The 16,684-nt window shown below is 37.3% G+C and carries 15 protein-coding genes and 1 pseudogene; 2 read left to right on the top strand and 14 right to left on the bottom strand.

Features of this window, described 5'->3' with window-relative positions:
* The first annotated feature begins 654 nt into the window (after positions 1-654).
* Entirely contained in the window at positions 655-1,602 is a 948-nt protein-coding gene (locus tag ASJ81_RS10550) for a helix-turn-helix transcriptional regulator (protein ID WP_095644419.1), read from the top strand.
* Positions 1,603-2,151: 549 nt separating this feature from the next.
* Here ASJ81_RS10550 and ASJ81_RS10545 read toward each other — a convergent pair.
* From ASJ81_RS10545 to ASJ81_RS10475, 14 genes and pseudogenes are all read right to left on the bottom strand, one after another.
* Positions 2,152-2,517: a hypothetical protein gene (locus tag ASJ81_RS10545; RefSeq protein WP_095644418.1), complete on the bottom strand. Its 366-nt coding sequence runs from the start codon at positions 2,515-2,517 to the stop codon at positions 2,152-2,154.
* A gap of 151 nt (positions 2,518-2,668) precedes the next feature.
* Positions 2,669-3,085, bottom strand: coding sequence for a hypothetical protein (locus ASJ81_RS10540; RefSeq protein WP_141241668.1), 417 nt, complete (start codon positions 3,083-3,085; stop codon positions 2,669-2,671).
* A gap of 1,563 nt (positions 3,086-4,648) precedes the next feature.
* A pseudogene (locus ASJ81_RS10530) lies at positions 4,649-4,861 on the bottom strand (HepT-like ribonuclease domain-containing protein); the annotation flags it as partial.
* A 151-nt stretch (positions 4,862-5,012) separates the two neighbouring features.
* Positions 5,013-5,186, bottom strand: a complete 174-nt coding sequence (locus ASJ81_RS10525; RefSeq protein ID WP_212556064.1) for a hypothetical protein — start codon at positions 5,184-5,186, stop codon at positions 5,013-5,015.
* A gap of 281 nt (positions 5,187-5,467) precedes the next feature.
* The gene (locus ASJ81_RS10520; protein ID WP_095644415.1) at positions 5,468-5,989 is read right to left on the bottom strand and encodes a hypothetical protein; all 522 of its coding nucleotides are present in this window, start codon (positions 5,987-5,989) and stop codon (positions 5,468-5,470) included.
* A gap of 353 nt (positions 5,990-6,342) precedes the next feature.
* Positions 6,343-7,569 carry a beta-propeller fold lactonase family protein gene (locus ASJ81_RS10515; RefSeq protein WP_449288772.1) on the bottom strand — a complete coding sequence of 409 codons (1,227 nt, stop codon included), beginning with the start codon at positions 7,567-7,569 and terminating at the stop codon, positions 6,343-6,345.
* A gap of 183 nt (positions 7,570-7,752) precedes the next feature.
* Positions 7,753-8,616 (bottom strand): C39 family peptidase, encoded by an 864-nt coding sequence (locus ASJ81_RS10510; RefSeq protein WP_245860039.1) that lies wholly within the window; start codon positions 8,614-8,616, stop codon positions 7,753-7,755.
* Between the two features lie 235 nt (positions 8,617-8,851).
* A complete protein-coding gene (locus tag ASJ81_RS10505; protein WP_394339136.1) occupies positions 8,852-9,199 on the bottom strand; it encodes a hypothetical protein in 348 nt (115 codons plus the stop codon).
* A gap of 720 nt (positions 9,200-9,919) precedes the next feature.
* On the bottom strand, positions 9,920-10,657 hold the full coding sequence (locus ASJ81_RS10500) for a M48 family metallopeptidase (protein ID WP_095644413.1): 738 nt from the start codon (positions 10,655-10,657) through the stop codon (positions 9,920-9,922).
* A gap of 134 nt (positions 10,658-10,791) precedes the next feature.
* The gene (locus tag ASJ81_RS10495; protein ID WP_095644412.1) at positions 10,792-11,559 is read right to left on the bottom strand and encodes an ABC transporter permease; all 768 of its coding nucleotides are present in this window, start codon (positions 11,557-11,559) and stop codon (positions 10,792-10,794) included.
* Positions 11,546-12,502 (bottom strand): ATP-binding cassette domain-containing protein, encoded by a 957-nt coding sequence (locus ASJ81_RS10490; RefSeq protein ID WP_095644411.1) that lies wholly within the window; start codon positions 12,500-12,502, stop codon positions 11,546-11,548. Before ASJ81_RS10490 ends, ASJ81_RS10495 begins: the two co-directional genes overlap by 14 nt.
* Positions 12,503-12,704: 202 nt before the next feature.
* Entirely contained in the window at positions 12,705-12,986 is a 282-nt protein-coding gene (locus ASJ81_RS10485; protein WP_095644410.1) for a type II toxin-antitoxin system RelE family toxin, read from the bottom strand.
* The gene (locus ASJ81_RS10480) at positions 12,983-13,171 is read right to left on the bottom strand and encodes a hypothetical protein (protein ID WP_095644409.1); all 189 of its coding nucleotides are present in this window, start codon (positions 13,169-13,171) and stop codon (positions 12,983-12,985) included. Before ASJ81_RS10480 ends, ASJ81_RS10485 begins: the two co-directional genes overlap by 4 nt.
* 379 nt (positions 13,172-13,550) lie before the next feature.
* A complete protein-coding gene (locus ASJ81_RS10475; RefSeq protein ID WP_095644408.1) occupies positions 13,551-13,934 on the bottom strand; it encodes a hypothetical protein in 384 nt (127 codons plus the stop codon).
* A gap of 707 nt (positions 13,935-14,641) precedes the next feature.
* On the opposite strand from ASJ81_RS10475, the gene ASJ81_RS10470 reads away from it, so the two are divergent.
* The gene (locus ASJ81_RS10470; protein ID WP_245860037.1) at positions 14,642-16,552 is read left to right on the top strand and encodes a hydantoinase/oxoprolinase family protein; all 1,911 of its coding nucleotides are present in this window, start codon (positions 14,642-14,644) and stop codon (positions 16,550-16,552) included.
* Positions 16,553-16,684: the final 132 nt, after the last annotated feature.

Below are 16,684 nucleotides of genomic sequence, written 5' to 3'. Positions count from 1 at the left end.
ATCCCCAACCTAAAGGTTGGGGTATTCGTGACCCTCTGCGCTCCCTTGTAATAAAAAGGTTAATTCCTGATGTGATACAAATTGCCAGAATGGAGGACTTTGTGTAAAAACTCCTATTTGGAGGACTTTGTGTAAGAACCCCTGTTTTATTGATCTTACCTGGTAATGCTGTCAGTCTTCCAGCTCAATTATTCTTTTGCGATCCTCTGGTAGTTTTTCGGGAATCTTGTTTTTGAATTTGTAAATATATATCTGTTTTGATAAAAAAGATTGCGTAAAGCAGGGTCAGAGCACTGTATTGATTTTATCGATTTATTTAATCCAAAATAAATAATAAACGATATATTTATCTATTATCTATATTATTATTATAATTTATAGCCGTAGTATTCTATGAACATGGGGAATGTGCTCAATGAGTCAGCTTTAAGGTTCTATATTTGGCTTACCAGGAGCAATTTTGAGACGTACTTATTAAAAAGCAAAATCCATTTTGGGTCATGGGGACGAGTCATTAAAACGATCCGAAAAAGGATGAATTTTATATTCGGAAAAATTCAGAGAGATTTATGCTCAAAATTTTCAGCAGCTGAAACCCCATAACTTCAACTCACAATCCTGAATTAACTGGTAATACTGGATTAACTGGTAGAGATGAACTTGAGGTTCTATATTCTGTGCACTGCTGCTTTACTCGCTTTAGGGATATCTTCCCCCTCCTCAGGAGTACCTTTCTTAGCAGACAGCAACATCACTGCAACAATCCATGGGGCAACATATGCATGGGATACCCTTGAGCCCCTAAATGATACTGTGATTAGTATCAATTCTAATCCCCCTCAGTCAGTACTGGCAAAAGACGGCATGTATTCCTTTGAACTCGGTCCTGGAGACTACGTTATTACAGCAAGGTATTACCGAAACAATACCGTGATTTATTTAAAAGAAACAACTTTGAAGATTCAAGAAGAAGGGAACTATGTCTTCGATCTCCTGCTTTATCCAGTCTCCGAAAACTCTGCAATGAAAACAGCTGAAGACGAAATAAGTAGTGTCAATAGTATTAATTCCACCAAAAAAACAAGGACTGACCTTTTTACTGTAAGCTACCTACCAGTAGCCTTTATGGTTCTTATTCTGCTTGGTGGAGGTTATAAACTTTCCAGAAAGCAGAGTAAGATGAAAATAAACAGGCTTCAGGCAGGGCAGGTCAATATATCCGGTTTTCTGGCAAATGCTCTCGGCAAAATCTCTGGTTCTGGAATGAAGCCGGAGTTCGGAAACCGCGGAGAAGCAGTCTTAGCAAAGGAGGCAGTACTGGAGTCCGGAGATTCAGGAATAGGAATTGCAGATAACTCCAAAATTGAGCCTGCTGACTTAAAAAGACCTCCTCTTACCACAGATCTGCGAGAAATCCTGGATATGATTAGAGGACACAGAGGTAGAATTACACAAAAAGAACTACGCAGCCGGCTGGAGTATTCTGAAGTAAAAGTCAGCCTTCTGCTTTCAGAACTGGAAAAAAGAGGACTAATTAAAAAGTTCAAACATGGGCGTGAGAATATTGTGACCTTAATAGATGAGGAGCGCAGGGGAAGCTAAGTTTATACAACTCAACAAAAATGTAACAGGATGTAATGTAATATGTAACAAGATGCAATGTAATATGTAACAGGATGCAATGTAATTGACGTAATGATACAACGATAATAATGTAATGACATAACAATAATAATGTAATATTTAGTAATGTAAACGATGTAATGATAATGGAGATAATGGAAAAAGAGAACCAAGGAGAAAGAGAGAATCAGGGAGAGTTCACTTTGTTCCTCGGTGTTGAGAACTTGTGAATCTCCCTACTTTCTAGGTAGTAAGAACCCCACTGCTCTTGGTCTTACTGCTTTTTAATCCAGACTATTTTTTAATCCTTTTAATCCAGACTATTTTTTAATCCTTTTAATCCAGACTATTTTTTAATTCAGACTATTTTTAATTCAGACTATTTTTTAATTCAGACTATTTTTTAATCCTTTTAATCCAGACTATTGTTTTTTAATCCAAAGGGGTGTATGGCTAAGTAATCACCATAGTTTACATTTCACCATAGTTTATATTTACATAATTTACAGCCAGCTCTGACCATCTATCTCAACGGTACCTGTTATAATTGCCGTAGAACTTTTTATAGCCTCCAAACCAGTTCATATACGTTTTAAGCCATTTCATATAAGCTGCGTACCATTTATTGTACCCGCTATCATGTTTCTTATTGTCCCATTTTCTCTTGTCGTTGTCCCATTTTCTCTTATCGTTATCCCATTTTCTCCTATCGTTGTCCCATTTTCTCTTATCTTTGTCCCATTTGTCCCACTTATTCCGGTCGTAGTTATCAAACTTGTTCCTGTTGTCATTCCGTTTGTTCCTGTCATTATCCCAGGATGCTGCACTTACTGATGCAACTGTCACTGACAGTACAAAACAGACTGCTAGGAAAATCCCCAGTATTTTTTTCATTTTTAACAGATCATCCACTCCCAAGTTTAATTGAAATCCTAAGTTTAATTGAAATTACTCTTTTTAGTCCAGATTGCTGCTTGTTTAATCCAAAGGATATATGAGATAATTGTCATCTCATTTTACAGCTATCTCATTTTACAGCTAGTTCTTACCATCTTCCAAAGTTGCTGCTATAACTGCTGTAGAATTCGTAGTAGTAGCTGTAGAACTCAGTATATTGACCGCAGAACGTTTTATAGCTGACAAACCAACTTATATACACTTTATACCATTTGGTGTATTCTTTATCATGTTTCTTATTGTCCCATTTTCTCTTATCGTTATCCCATTTTCTCTTATCGTTATCCCATTTTCTCTTATTGTTGTCCCATTTTCTCTTGTCGTTGTTCCAGTTAATCTTGTAATTGCCCCACTTAATCTTGTCTTGTTTGTCAAACTTGTTCTTTTGGTTGTCCCATTTGTTATATTTGAAATTGTCCCAGGGCGCTGCACTTACTGATGCAACTGTTACTGACAGTACAAAACAGACTGCCAGGAAAATTCCCATTATCTTTTTCATTTTCAACACATACCTCACTCCAGAAATTTATTTAATTTATTTTATTATTTAATTTATTTTATTATTTCTATCTTCTAATTTCTATCTTCTATTTAATCTTCTATTTACTATGTTATTACTCGCTTTACTCGCTTATTACTCGACTTTGTTTTGTACCTTAATTACCTGCTTAATTTACCTAGTCGTCTTTACCAGTTCCAGTTGTCTTGCCGACTACCTGCAACTTGACAATTCTAAAATTCGCCAGATTAAATATAAATATACTTATACTAAAAAATAGCTTAAAAAGGTTTAATTAATCAAATAATAGTTTTAAATGATTTAATTCGCAAAATAAAGGTTTTTAAAATTTAAAAGTTATTTTTACCCGTATATGATGCGTTTGACACTTATAAGCCGCTTTAAACTCGGGTTTTAAAGGCAAGTTGCTGAAATCTCAGGTTTATAAGTCCCCAAGTATTTCCAAGAAAATTAGGTTGTACTTTTTCCTTAAATATGATATTAATCTGATTTATGTTTTTGTCTTCGAAGTGCTGCTTACGGTATCGATTATATACTTTTACCTTCGATATAGGTTTTTTAGATAAAAAGGTTTTAACGGATTTTTTCAAGAAAATAAGTTTTTTAAAACTTTAAATTCTGCATATAATTATATCTAACTCGTACAATCCTTAAAAAGCCTCTTTATAACCTTATATTTTGAAAAAAAGCAATTTATTTGCTTACTGGTAATTTTCAGTGCAAACATAAGAAACCATTTGACGATTATTTTAAGCGTAAGAGCTGTGTGGCATGCAGCTTAACTGAAAACCAGTAGCATGAGATTAAAAACTGGCTTTCATTCTTGCTAATTCTCTGGACATGGTAAGGTTCCAGAACCTCAGCCAGGTTGTACCATGTACTTCTATAGCCAGGTACGTACGCTTTAGATAGGATATCCGTAAAAAATCTAATAAAATCCAGCAGTCTTGGTTGAGAACAGGCTAGTTAACGGTTTTTAAGGTAAAGTGGAGATTTATTTTTCAGGAACTAGATGTTCATTACATGTAATGAAGTGCATAAAAGAACTGTGCAAAGGATTGTAAAAAAATTGCAAAAAAGAATTGCAAAAAAAATCCAATACCGGTTTTAAGCCTTTTGATTATCTTCCTGAGAATCCCTTTCGGATCGAATCTAAAATCTATGTGAAATCACATGGTGAAGAAAATGAAATATGCTCTAACGATATGAGAAAGCAAGTGGCACTCTGGGCATAGAATACTGAAAACAAAAGATGATGAGCAAACGTTAATGGGGATTGGGCATCTGGCTATTGGGGAGTTGGGGGGTATGGGGGGGTTATTAAAAAGAGTTAAAAGGTCTCTTATGACCTTCCCAGATGCCCAATAGCCTAGAGTACTTCATGATATATAAACTTAAAGATTTAATCGCACATTGGCTAAGCATAGTCAAAATTTATAACAAATAAACCGGTGCAAAGTCTAATATTGTCCGGGAAATACCCTTATAGTTCTTGTGTAAGATGAAACAAGAATAAAAACCCAAGTTAAAAATTGGAGACAACTGCTTTTAACTTAAAATTTTAATAATCAATGGTTTTAAGGATGAAATATCCTCTACTGCTATGTTCCAGATGGCTTCAAGATCAAGACCAAAATCGCCATGTACCATTTTGTCGCGCAGATCGGACATTTCTCTCCATGGAATCTCCGGGTGCTTCATTTTTAGGGAATCCGGCAGACCTTTCGTTGCTTCTCCAATAATCTCAAGAGCAAGGATTACAGCATATACATTTGTATTCGGTTAAGGATTTTGAGCTGCTGATCTCGATTTCGACGGAAAAACTCAAACCCAAATGTTTAGTGTTTAAATTGAAATCGATATCAGATTCCAGTTTTGCATTTGATGAATAATTTAACAAATTTTATGAAAATCAATGCAATTGATAACGATTTTTCCTTAACCGATGACCAATGACAGCATATATGGTTTTATCGTCTATGGAAAAATCCTCAAATTCAAATCCTTCAATAAAACTCTCGATTTTCTCGATTGAATCAAGAATATCAATCAAGAAATCCTCTGGGTCTCTCTCTTCGGCTTGCATAAGCCATACCTCATTAAGAAGTTAAATCTCAATAGCGGAATATGTTTCTTATCTATTTGTTATTTTCTACTGTCAATCTGTTAAAAGAGGATCGGGATAAGAAAAACTATCCTTAAAACTATCCTTGTAATTAACTCTCCAGCCAATTTACGGTCAGTTATCCAAAATAACTCTGATCGAAAATAATAAATCTGCTGGGAACCTCTGTCGGAGCATTTGCTCTGAACATAAAATCACAGGAGTATAAAATCGTGTCTACATAAGCTGACTGCTTTAATTATTCAAGCAACGGACATTGATAGGCGTACCTGATAGTAATCGTTATTCACTTTAATTACGTTTGACCCTTTTAAACGAAGAAATTCTTCTATCCCTTTCCATTCAGCAGAATCAACTGTAAAGCCCTCTCCTGCATTCTTGAGTGCTCTCCTCAAAGCAGGATACTCTTCTATTTCACTTTCGGTAACAACAGCAAATTCATCGGGTGATGTTTCGAGTTTTTCGGTTTCGATCCAGTATTCATCTGAGTTCATATGGTTATAGGCCCCAAGAGCAAAAAAACCAGCAGAGATTAGAAAGAGAGCTCCTAAAGATATAGCAAATCCTTTAAGAATAAAACCAGGAGAATAGTCCCTTAAAACCAGTATTCCGATAGCAAAAAGGGTCCAGTAAACCAGAAACATTAGATAAATTGATTTAGGAGGATGTATTCCTCTAAGTATATAACCACTCAAGTAAAAAGTAAAAATTCCAATAAAAAAGAATGTTGCATATTTTTTGGCATTTTTGCTCAGATCTTTCATAAAACTCCAGTAAAAATGGATGCAACAGTATTTATTTATTCATTTATTTATTCATTTATTTATTCATTTATTTCTAGACTAGACTGAGAATTTTGATAACAGCATTAAAATGGCGGGATTAGCCCTTCTTTTTTCTTCAAGAGGCTGAAAACAAACAAGCAAAAAGACATTATGCCATTCAGCTGTCTGGCAATCCAAGCCCTGTATTACTTCTCCCTGAACTTCCACACTCCATAAAGACAGATCAAGCCTCCCAATAAACTAAAGCCTGGTGTAAAGTTTTTACTTGATTCGTTTCCACTTGAGCTGCTATCATTATCAGATTCAGAAGATGATAGATTAGATCTTTCAACTTATGTATCTTCAGTTGCATTTGAGACTGCCTCTGTGCTTTGAGCACTCATATTAGAGTCCATAAAAGGCACAATTACAACTCCAGTAGGATAGATTCCTGCATTCACCGTAGCTATAACAGTGTCTGTGGCTGTGTCAATCACTGAGACATTGTCACTTTCGGCGTTTGCCACATATACCTTTGTTCCGTCCGGTGTGACTGCAATTCCCATGGGCCATTCTCCTACAGGCACTCTGGCTGTGACGGTGTTTGTTTTTGTATTAATTACAGTGACACTATTATTGTATAAGTTTCCTAAATATACCTTACTTCCATCTGGACTGATTACAATTTCACGAGAAAAAGCTCCTACAGGCACGGTGGCTATTACAGTATCTGTGGCTGTATCAATTACAGAGACAGTGTCGTTGTTAGCTACATATACTTTATTTCCATCAGAAGTAACTGCAACACGATGAGGCGAGTCTCCTACAGGTACGGTTGCTGTAACATTATCAGTGGCGGTGTCAATTACAGACACAGTGCTGCTGTTATAGTTAGGTACGTATACTTTTTTTCCGTCCGGTGTGACTACAACTTCATAAGGACTGTCTCCTACAGGTATATTGGCTGTAACTTTGTTTGTAGCCGCATCAATTATGTAAATAGTGTTGTTGTGACTGTTTGCAGCATAGATTTTTTTTCCATCCGGTGTAAATGCAATATCATAAGTACTCGGCCCCACAATAATCGGTGCCATTAAGGTATTTGTCGCTGGGTTGATTACAGAGATATCGGTGTTGTCTCGCTGCTTCGTCACATAAACTCTTGTTCCTGCAGGGTTAAATGTAATTCCCGAAGGATAACTACTTCTGATATTCACTTTGGTATTGACCGTGTTTGCGGCTGTGTCAATTACATAAACAATGCAGACGTCGTCTATAGTTGCGGACGCTACATATAACTTTGTTCCTTCAGGGTTGACTGCAACTCCCACAGGCCACCCATCGCCGAGAGGCACTCTGGCTGTAATATTGTTAGTTGCTGTGTCAATTACAGCGACACTAGGAGTCGGGATAGCACCATTATAATTTGTATCGTTAGAATAATTCCCCAGATTTGTCACATATGCAAATGGAGCTGCACTTGCTACACCAGCCAATACTAAAATCGTAAGTGAAGTTATTTCCAAAACTCTTATGAGAGTATGCTTTCGATATGTTTTATCATATGTTATTTCTTCCATTTTAAATCCCAACTTAGGACTCATTAAAACGCAACAATATCAGCGACTTCCTCATGAATTTTGTTCTTGTCAGTACTCTATAAAAAGGAGGTTTCGATAAACCCCAATCTTTGGTCGGTTATTACATAGGTTCATAGGCAACCGTTGAAAACCAGAAGTTTATCGAACTCCTCTGAGGAATTTTTACCTTACATATATACGTTTCATTTCTGAACTGCCGTATGTGCGTTCAAGTAACCCTGGATTACCATAGGTCGAACCTGTAGGCTCTGGATCATTAAGACGTAAATATGTATATCCGTCTTGAACTATGTATCCTTTACAAAGTCGAAAATGATTTGGAATCATACTGAAAAATGGTCTATTGTTTTCAATTTCTGATATAGCGACACTATTAGAAAAGCTAGTAGCTATAGTTCCCGTTTTCTCCCATCGATATGTAGCCCATTCTACAATATCATCAGCTGAGAGCCCAGATGAATATGGAGGAGAATAAGGACTCCAACTCCACAGTCCATCACCCATATAGATTGTTTCCTGTGTAGGGATGGGAGTCGGTTTATTATAATATTTACAAACCATTCGGATACATGCTGGACCACAAAAAACACTTCGTTCTTGTCCAATACCGTTAATATCAAGTATTTTACCTGTAAATGAACTTAGAACTATTGCATCACTACTGAGTTTTTTAATATTTTCTTCAGTAACTGCAGCATTAATATTAACTCCTTTATTAGTTGCTGCTTGTTCTATAGATTTGGCACGTTCATCACTTTTTTGCCATTCTTTTAAATTGTTTTCCTTTCCAGACTTCAAAATCTGGTCATACATTGACCAAACTCCAGGTTTGGTTTCAGTTGCTGGTTTATCTTCGACCTCTTCAAGGGTGTATGCATCTACAAATATCCGATGTTCAACTCCAGTAGTCTTGTCTTTTACTATGGTCATTGCACCTATACTCGGATAGCTGTATACAACCAAATTGGTTGATTTGATTTTTCCATCTGAATATTCACTTTTGGCTATTTCGATTGATTTTTTCATGGCTTCAGCCAATTTATAAGGTTTAGGATCAAATTTAATATCGTAGATAGAAGGTCCCAGCGTTTTATCGGCACAAACGTCGATTGTACCTGTTAATTTCTTTTCTTTATATACGACTCTGTTCCAAAATCCAGTGATTTTTGCATTTTTGATAGAAAGTCTTAATTAGCAAGAAGAATCCAGTTTTTATCAAAATCGATATTCGCTATCTAAAGACTTGAATCACTAAGTTGTATTACATGGATGGTGACCATTTATAAAATCTAGTGATTTTGAGTTTTACATTCATCACTAGATTTTGGTACTGAGTCTTATATACTGAGAATTGATAAAATAATTTTTTACCATTTATGTCATAAAGCTCAATTGGTTTGGGATTAATAGATGCCCCTGTCCAATTTTCAAAGCCTGGTGTATTGGCTGCTATAAAACTTATCATGTTTGCATTAGCATGTTTAAAAGCTTCCTCAACAGTTACAGAGTAATTATCCTCTTTCTGTGCACTTGCTGCAGGTATCAATGTTATACCAACCAGCAGAGTTGCTAAAACAAGTATACTTATTCCAATTTTATTACGATTCATATTTATCCTCCTTATTACCCCAGGAGGCAGAATCAGGCAAGCTTAAATATTCGCACAGCTAAACATGATAACTGCCTCATAGGGCATGTTTTATGGGGTTTGAGTTCTCTGGTAAGTACTTTCAAACTCCATAAACTTCTCCTTACTTAACTCCTTATAACTTTTCCGGCCAATTTCTCTAACTGTATGATTCTTAAACAAATTTCAATTCTAGATTACTTTTTCATATTTTTACTGTTTAATGATTTGGCCATAAATTATTTATTTGAGTATATGCCCCGACTCATACTCAAATATTATAAAAGAAAAAGTTATTTAATCTTAGAATACATAAGTCTGTTTTAGTTAATAAATCTAGACTGTTTTTTGTCTATAGATTATCTAACTCTGACTATACCTGCGTAATCACTTAAAGGATTCGAAGGATAGGATTAGTAAATTTTATACTGTAATTAGGCAAATTTGTAAAATGTTTTCATTATATAATCAGTGATTAAATATAACCTACATTCCGCAGATGTACACAGATGTAGAATTTATTTGCCGATTTGCCATATTATCTCATCAAATCCGATTTTAAGTTTTTAGCTTATTGCCGTATTGAGATAATAAGTGGCATTTTTGTGTACATCTGCGGAAAGTGGGATATAAAGTCATAAAAAATATCTTAAAATATCTTAATGCAATAACTGATGAAAGTTAGTATCCGCTTTACCGACTTCAAAGTACATATTTCCAGCCGTCCTTTTTCAGATTATTCCTGTGTTCTTCATAATCCGGCATAAGTTCTCGGACAAGTTTCCAGAACCGTGCAGAATGATTTTTCTCTTTTACGTGGCAGAGTTCGTGCACTACCACATACTCAAGCTGTCTCGGCGGGGCCATTATAAGCTGGAAATTTATCCTTAATATATTCTTTGCAGAACAGCTTCCCCAGCGTTTATTCTGGTTCTTTACCTTAAAAACCGGAGTGGTTACATCAAGTTTTTTCGAGTAAATCTTCAGAAGCTTCTCAACGTCCTCTTCGGCACATTTGCTATAAAAGTTCCAGACAGCTTTTTTCACCAGAAAGGAAACCTGATCTTCAGAAGTATTCTCAGGAATCTCAACCATGAGTTCGGAATCCTTGAAAAAAGCCAGAGATCTTTTAACGTTATTCATTAGTGTAATTCTCAGAGGGTATTCTCTGCCCAGATAAAGATAAACTTCTCCTTCACAGTATTGCTTTTTTTGATCAAGCAGCTTGTTTGCCTCGAACCATTCAAGCTTTTTGAATATCCACCGAGCTTTTCCTTCAACCATTCCTCGTATAGTATCAGCACTCAGACCCTGAGGCGCCCGAAACTCGACTTTCATATCCGTACGGACTAAAATAGCCGCTTTCTTTCGCTTTTTACTGTATATAATCTCGTAATTTATAGTCCTGCCACAGGCACTAATTCTATCGTTTTTCCTCATCTCGGTTTCCTCAGTTATAACGAGTTTTCAACTCAATGTTTTTTATCGTTCTTTTATTGTTCTTTTATCATTCTTTTATTGTTCTTTTGTGTTTTCTTGATTACTTCCTTAAATTCAGGCCTGATTTGCCTTTTTCATTCATTGAATTTTTTATAAAGGTAGTTTGCCGTTACCTGAAAGATTAGGATAAATATTATGACTGCCAGAATATCCACCAGTGGTGAAAAAAGCGATTTACCGGTATAAGCATACTCAATCATATCATTCCCGTAAGTAAGAGGCGACACCAGTGCAATCTGCTGTCCGATCCTGGGCATAACCGATATAGGGATAAAAACACCGGAAATAAAAATAAGCGGTAGCCTGACCGTATTGAGCATCGACATAACCTCTCCCACGTTTTCGGTGGGATATGCGGCAAATAGTGTTCCAAGAGTCGCAAAACAGAATGCTGTAAGTACCATGGAAACAACAAGGATCGGTATATTCAGGATGGGCGTATCAAACACAATAATACCGATAGTAAGCGGTAAACATGCAATGCCGAGACTATACAGAAAACCGCTCAGGCTTTCGCCCGTTACCAGTGAGTATAAGGATATAGGTGCCGAAAGCAGACGTTCAAAGGTCTTTACCCGCCGCTCGATAGGGATTGAGACCGGTTCTATTGATGAAGCTGAAAACAGGAGGGTAATTGAGATTAATCCGGGAATGAGAGCACCTGGTGGAGTGTTTTTTCCAATGGCAAAAGCAAGGAACATGAAAAGCGGGAAGAATAAGCCGGAAACTATGATGTTGGGCTTGAAATAGTAAATCCGCATGTCTTTTTTGGCAATCGCCCATGCAGCAGAGATCTCGCAGGAAAGACGCTTTAACAATCCTTCATTATCAGTCGATGGCATGGATTATCTCACCTGTCCGCTGCAGACCTGTCAAGTGTATAAAAACATCCTCAAGACTGGGCCCAAGAGTTGTTATACTGATAACTTTAAGGTTATGTGTATTAGCATAAGCCGTCACTGCATTGATAACTTCAGAGGGATCTTCGGTATAGAGCTTAAACTTATCGCCTGATTTTTGTGCTCTATTTACCACTGAAAGGCGGCTAAGCTCATCAAGCTGATCTGCCGAATTATGATCAAAAGAGACCTCTATCGACTGTACGCTCTGTATGGTTTTTTTCAAGGACTCAGGAGCATCAATTGCAACAATATGTCCTTTATTGATAATCGCTACCCTGTCACACATAACATTTGCCTCCTCAATATTATGCGTCGTTAAAAAAACAGTTACACCCTCGAGAACAAGATCGGCAACTACATCCCGAATGATGATATTGCTCTGTACATCGAGCCCCGAAGTTGGTTCATCCAGAAACAACAAACGTGGGCTATTGACCAGTCCCATTGCGAGTGTTAGACGCCGCTTCATTCCCTTTGAGAAACCATGCACTTTATCATTGCGCCGGTTGTATAATTCAAACTTTTTGAGCAGTTCCTCTGCCTTTTTTTCTCTTTCTTTTCGTCCCACATGGTAAAGTTCGGCGGAAAACATCATGTTTTGCCATGCAGTAAGGTCGTCATAAACGTTTGAATTCTCGGACACTATGCCCATTGACTGCCGTGCGGCAATAGTGTCATGCTCAATATCATGGCCAAAAATAGTTGCTGTTCCAGATGTCGGTCTCGAGACTCCAGTCAAAATACGAATGGTAGTAGTCTTGCCAGCACCGTTGGGACCCAAAAAACCAAATGTTTCTCCCTCACCAACCGAGAAAGTAATATCATTAAGTGCAGTAAGAGAACCAAATTTCTTGATTAGATGAGATACCTCAATTGCTTGCATATATCCTGATATCGCGTTTAAAACTTAAATCATTCTCACAATTTTTTTTCAAAATACGCGATTACAAAAAAACAGTACTTGATTAAAAACGGTTCTTGACAAAAAATAGTGCTTAACCGAAAAAAAATAATGTTTGACCAAAAAACGGTGCTTGACCAAAAAACAGTACTCACCAGTGTTGTCTTTATATTATTGCTTCTATTTATGCATAAGCGGTGTACATATTATATGCCTTCGTGTAATGCTCAAAAACTAGCATGGTAAGAATGTTTGCATCACGGTCAAAAGTGTAAACCAGCACAAAGGACCCAATATGAATTCTCCATTTGTCTTCAAAATCGGTTTCAAAGGGAATGCCAATTTCCGGCCTGTAAGCCAGAAAGCGAAGACGATGTTTCACGTAATCGTAACCTGGCCTGTCAAGCCTATACAAATTTTGAAGGTTTTTGCGGACTGAGGGATGAAGGGCTACTTTATATGTCATTCCTCTACCTTCTCGAAGAGTTCGTCAAGCTCATAAGCAGGCATCTGATGGATCAAACTATCCTGCTCCGCTTTACGGATTTTAAAAGAAAAAGATGGCTGAAAAGCAGCTTCAGGCGGATACTTGATCTCATTAAATTTATTCTCAAGCTCTTTTAGCTGGTTGAAGATTTCTGCAAGTGTCATACCCACCAGCTCAATCGGTTTATAAATATAAAAATTTTAGAAATTTTCTTTTAATTCCAAGGTACTTAAAGTATTCTTAGAACTATGTTTAAAGACATACTTTAATATAACGGTTTATATAAATTGTCTAACTTTAAATTTGAAAATTGAACTCAGAAACGAAATTAAAATTAGTTCTCAAAATGTTTTTAAATTTCAGAATTTTACTTCATAATCTTAAATTAGTGCTATTTTTCGCAGCTTAGGGTTAGTGTTAATTTCCCATGAGCTGTAGCATTTTTAATTGTAATAGGTTTTGAAAAGGTATTGCTCCCTTTCCATAAACCACATCAATTCTTTTCTTAATCATCCTGAACTTAACCGACTTTCCCGTGATAAATCAAAGCTGATCGTTAGTTCTTTTTTCATAGCCCTTTGATGGCTTCCATCCCTCAGTTACTAATGCTTCCAGTACTGTATAAACTCTGCGATCTGTGGTTCCGCTTTGTTCTGCTATCTCATCTATGGCTGCTTTAGGGATTATTCCGTCATTCCTTGCTTTACACTGGACCAGCAATGAAGCTATTTCATTGAATATCTTTTTAGCCCCATTAAATTTTTTTGTCTCACTGTAGTCTTCTGTGCCTGATAAGTTCAGAAACTCCCTTGCAAACTGTTTTGATGTTTCACTAACATTCACTCCCTTCTCAGGTGTCCATTCTAAAAAGTCCAGTTTGCATGCTTGCAACTCTGCAAGATACATTTCGTCATTTTGATCTCCCATAAAGTTCACCAACTCCTAAAATTACGATTTCTATTCAACTCTGTTCTTCTATTAGATTCAATTCTTCTATTGCTTATTGGATGTCGAATGATAAAGTACTTTTTAATCCAAGATTTAGTCAAAAGTATGAGCCTATTCCAAAACCAACTTTTTCCAAACTTATAGATGTCTCACAATTACTTGCCTTCTTACCTTCTTTATTGTCATTTCAGAGTGCTATTTCAGGATTGGAATACAAAATTAATTTTGAGTCTCGGAATAGGCCAATAATTAATTATGAGCTCATCCTAAAATCCATTTTATTCTTAAGTTGGAATTTTCAGAATTGTTTTCATGATCATGAGCTTGATTGATTGTTAGAAATACGAGGCTCAAGAGGTAAGTTTCAAGTTTTTGAATGAGCTTTATAAACACATGCTCAAATGTTTTTACTAATTGGCTTTGGTTTCACAATTTTTTTCGAATCCTAATCTTTAATAATCGATCATATTGCTTGCATTAAAATCATTTTAGACTTTTTCTTTCTATTCGTAAAAAATCACTAAATTTTCCCTAAACTTTTCCAATCGCATATTATGCACATGAATAAAATACTTTTAAATATAATATATGCCCGGCAATTTTAACTATCCAAACTATATCATGAACCCCAATTCGTGAACCCCAATTCTAAAAAATAAGTAGGAGGCATTTAGATACAATACAGCATGGGCATTGATGCAGGAGGCACCTACACTGATTCGGTCATCATTCGGGACTCAGATGGCAAAGTGATGGACTCGAACAAGGCGCTTACCACTTATCCCGACCTGCTTGAAGGAATCAGGAATTCCATAGACGGCCTGGATGAAAAATATTTAAAAAATGTAAAAATGGTTTCAGTCTCAACAACACTTGCCACAAACACAATCCTTGAAAAAAATGGCTATCCTGTAGGTTTGATCCTCGTAGGAAATTATGAAATTCCGGAAAGAGCGGACGTTGAATTTTATACTGTAGTAAAAGGAGGACATGACCATCACGGAGCCGAACTTGTTTCACTTGATATTGAAGCTGTAGAAGCTTTTGTCAGCAAGGTTAAGGATAAGGTTTCGGCCTTTGCAGTTTCTTCCTATTTCAGTATCCGAAACCCTGCCCATGAACTGGCAGTCAAAACCCGCATCCAGGAGCTTACCGGGATGCCGGTGGTCTGTGGGCACGAACTTTCCCTTGACCTTGGGGCCTACGATAGAGGGATTACAGCCTACCTGAATGCTCAGTTAATTCCTGTTGCAAACCGGTTTATTCGCGCAATCAGGGAAGAAATCTCCAGGCGGGGAATGAGTTCCAGGCTGCTGATGCTCAAATGCGACGGTTCGGTCGTGGGCATTAACGAAGCCCTGGAAAAACCAATCGAGTCTATTTTTTCGGGCCCTGCAGCAAGTCTTATAGGAGCGTCCTATCTTTCAGGGCTTGAAACCTGTGCGGTTATTGATGTAGGCGGGACAAGTACGGATGTTTCCATGCTCGAAAACGGGCTTCCTGAACTCTGTATTGATGGAGCTGTAGTCGGAGGCTGGCAGACAAAGGTTAAAGCTATTCGAATGGAAACCTCGGCAATGGGAGGAGACAGCCATATCTGGGTCAGGAACATGAAAATAAACATCGGCCCAAGGAGAGTTATCCCACTCTGCGTTGCAGCGGTCAAATACCCTGGTTTTCTCGAAGTCCTGAGAAAAGGGAGAATCTCCGGGACTATGCATCTTGATGAAAATGTGCAACCTACTAAGTTTTTTGTAAGGACCGGTGTTGAGCCCTCGAATCTAGGAAAATTTGAAACAGAACTCTTTGGCAGGATAGGAGATTTTCCTGTATCGCTTAACGATATTTTCTGGGAGACCCAAAAAACTATTTCTCCTGGTTTGCTTGATTCCCTAATAAGAAAACGCCTGATCCAGGCAATAGGTTTTACTCCAACCGATGCACTTCACGTTCTCGAAGAGTATACAGCCTGGGATCAAGAAGCTTCAAGGATAGGAGCAAAACTTCTGGAACGTTATACCCAGACCGACCATATCGAGCTCTGCAAACAGATAAAACAGGACGTTGCAAGGAATATGGCCTTAAATTTGGTATCTTTCATCCAGAAGGATGTGCCTTCTCACGAAATCGAAAAAATCCTGCTTTCCAACAGGTTTACACAGTTCAGAATGAAAATCCCTGTTGTACTGATAGGAGGCCCTGTAGTCGCATACACCCGGGAGTTGAAGCAAATTCTCGATGCCGATATCATAATCCCCGAGCATGCTGAAGTAGGCAACGCTGTCGGAGCCGTTGTGGGCAAGGGCATAAAAAGGATTGAAATCCTGATCAAAAATGCCTACTCAAAAGACAAGAAAAGACTCGTTCTTTTATTTTCGCCTCAAGGCAGGGAAATCTTCGGAAGCTATCCTGAAGCTCTCGAATATGCAGAAACCCTGGGAAGAAAACTCATCATGGAGTATATGACCGAAGCAGGCCTTGATAAAGAACAGGTCCGGATCGAGGTAAATAAAAAAGATATCTCCTTGAGTGAAGCAGGGACCATACCCATAGAGACAAAGCTTGTTTTTGTCGGGGTAGGGATGCCAAAAGTCTGAGTTCCGGATAATCGCTCCCGGAACTTTTATATATTTTTCCCCAATAGTGCAAATAATATAGTTGCTGAGTTCAATATTTGTTCTTGAATCTCTCACCTGTTCTAGAATCTATCATCTGTTCCTGAATAGCTG

This window comes from Methanosarcina spelaei (genome assembly GCF_002287235.1).
Lineage (GTDB): Archaea > Halobacteriota > Methanosarcinia > Methanosarcinales > Methanosarcinaceae > Methanosarcina > Methanosarcina spelaei.
Note: the sequence above shows the minus strand (reverse complement) of the source record. Positions and strands in the feature narration are given on the sequence as shown.

Coding starts and splice junctions, on each gene's coding strand:
- ASJ81_RS10490 (WP_095644411.1), bottom strand. CDS start 12,502: ATGCAAGCAATTGAGGTATCTCATCTAATCAAGAAATTTGGTTCTCTT.
- ASJ81_RS10475 (WP_095644408.1), bottom strand. CDS start 13,934: ATGGGAGATCAAAATGACGAAATGTATCTTGCAGAGTTGCAAGCATGC.
- ASJ81_RS10515 (WP_449288772.1), bottom strand. CDS start 7,569: ATGGAAGAAATAACATATGATAAAACATATCGAAAGCATACTCTCATA.
- ASJ81_RS10505 (WP_394339136.1), bottom strand. CDS start 9,199: ATGAATCGTAATAAAATTGGAATAAGTATACTTGTTTTAGCAACTCTG.
- ASJ81_RS10550 (WP_095644419.1), top strand. CDS start 655: ATGAACTTGAGGTTCTATATTCTGTGCACTGCTGCTTTACTCGCTTTA.
- ASJ81_RS10480 (WP_095644409.1), bottom strand. CDS start 13,171: ATGACACTTGCAGAAATCTTCAACCAGCTAAAAGAGCTTGAGAATAAA.
- ASJ81_RS10545 (WP_095644418.1), bottom strand. CDS start 2,517: ATGAAAAAAATACTGGGGATTTTCCTAGCAGTCTGTTTTGTACTGTCA.
- ASJ81_RS10520 (WP_095644415.1), bottom strand. CDS start 5,989: ATGAAAGATCTGAGCAAAAATGCCAAAAAATATGCAACATTCTTTTTT.
- ASJ81_RS10495 (WP_095644412.1), bottom strand. CDS start 11,559: ATGCCATCGACTGATAATGAAGGATTGTTAAAGCGTCTTTCCTGCGAG.
- ASJ81_RS10525 (WP_212556064.1), bottom strand. CDS start 5,186: ATGCAAGCCGAAGAGAGAGACCCAGAGGATTTCTTGATTGATATTCTT.
- ASJ81_RS10470 (WP_245860037.1), top strand. CDS start 14,642: ATGGGCATTGATGCAGGAGGCACCTACACTGATTCGGTCATCATTCGG.
- ASJ81_RS10500 (WP_095644413.1), bottom strand. CDS start 10,657: ATGAGGAAAAACGATAGAATTAGTGCCTGTGGCAGGACTATAAATTAC.
- ASJ81_RS10485 (WP_095644410.1), bottom strand. CDS start 12,986: ATGACATATAAAGTAGCCCTTCATCCCTCAGTCCGCAAAAACCTTCAA.
- ASJ81_RS10510 (WP_245860039.1), bottom strand. CDS start 8,616: ATGAAAAAATCAATCGAAATAGCCAAAAGTGAATATTCAGATGGAAAA.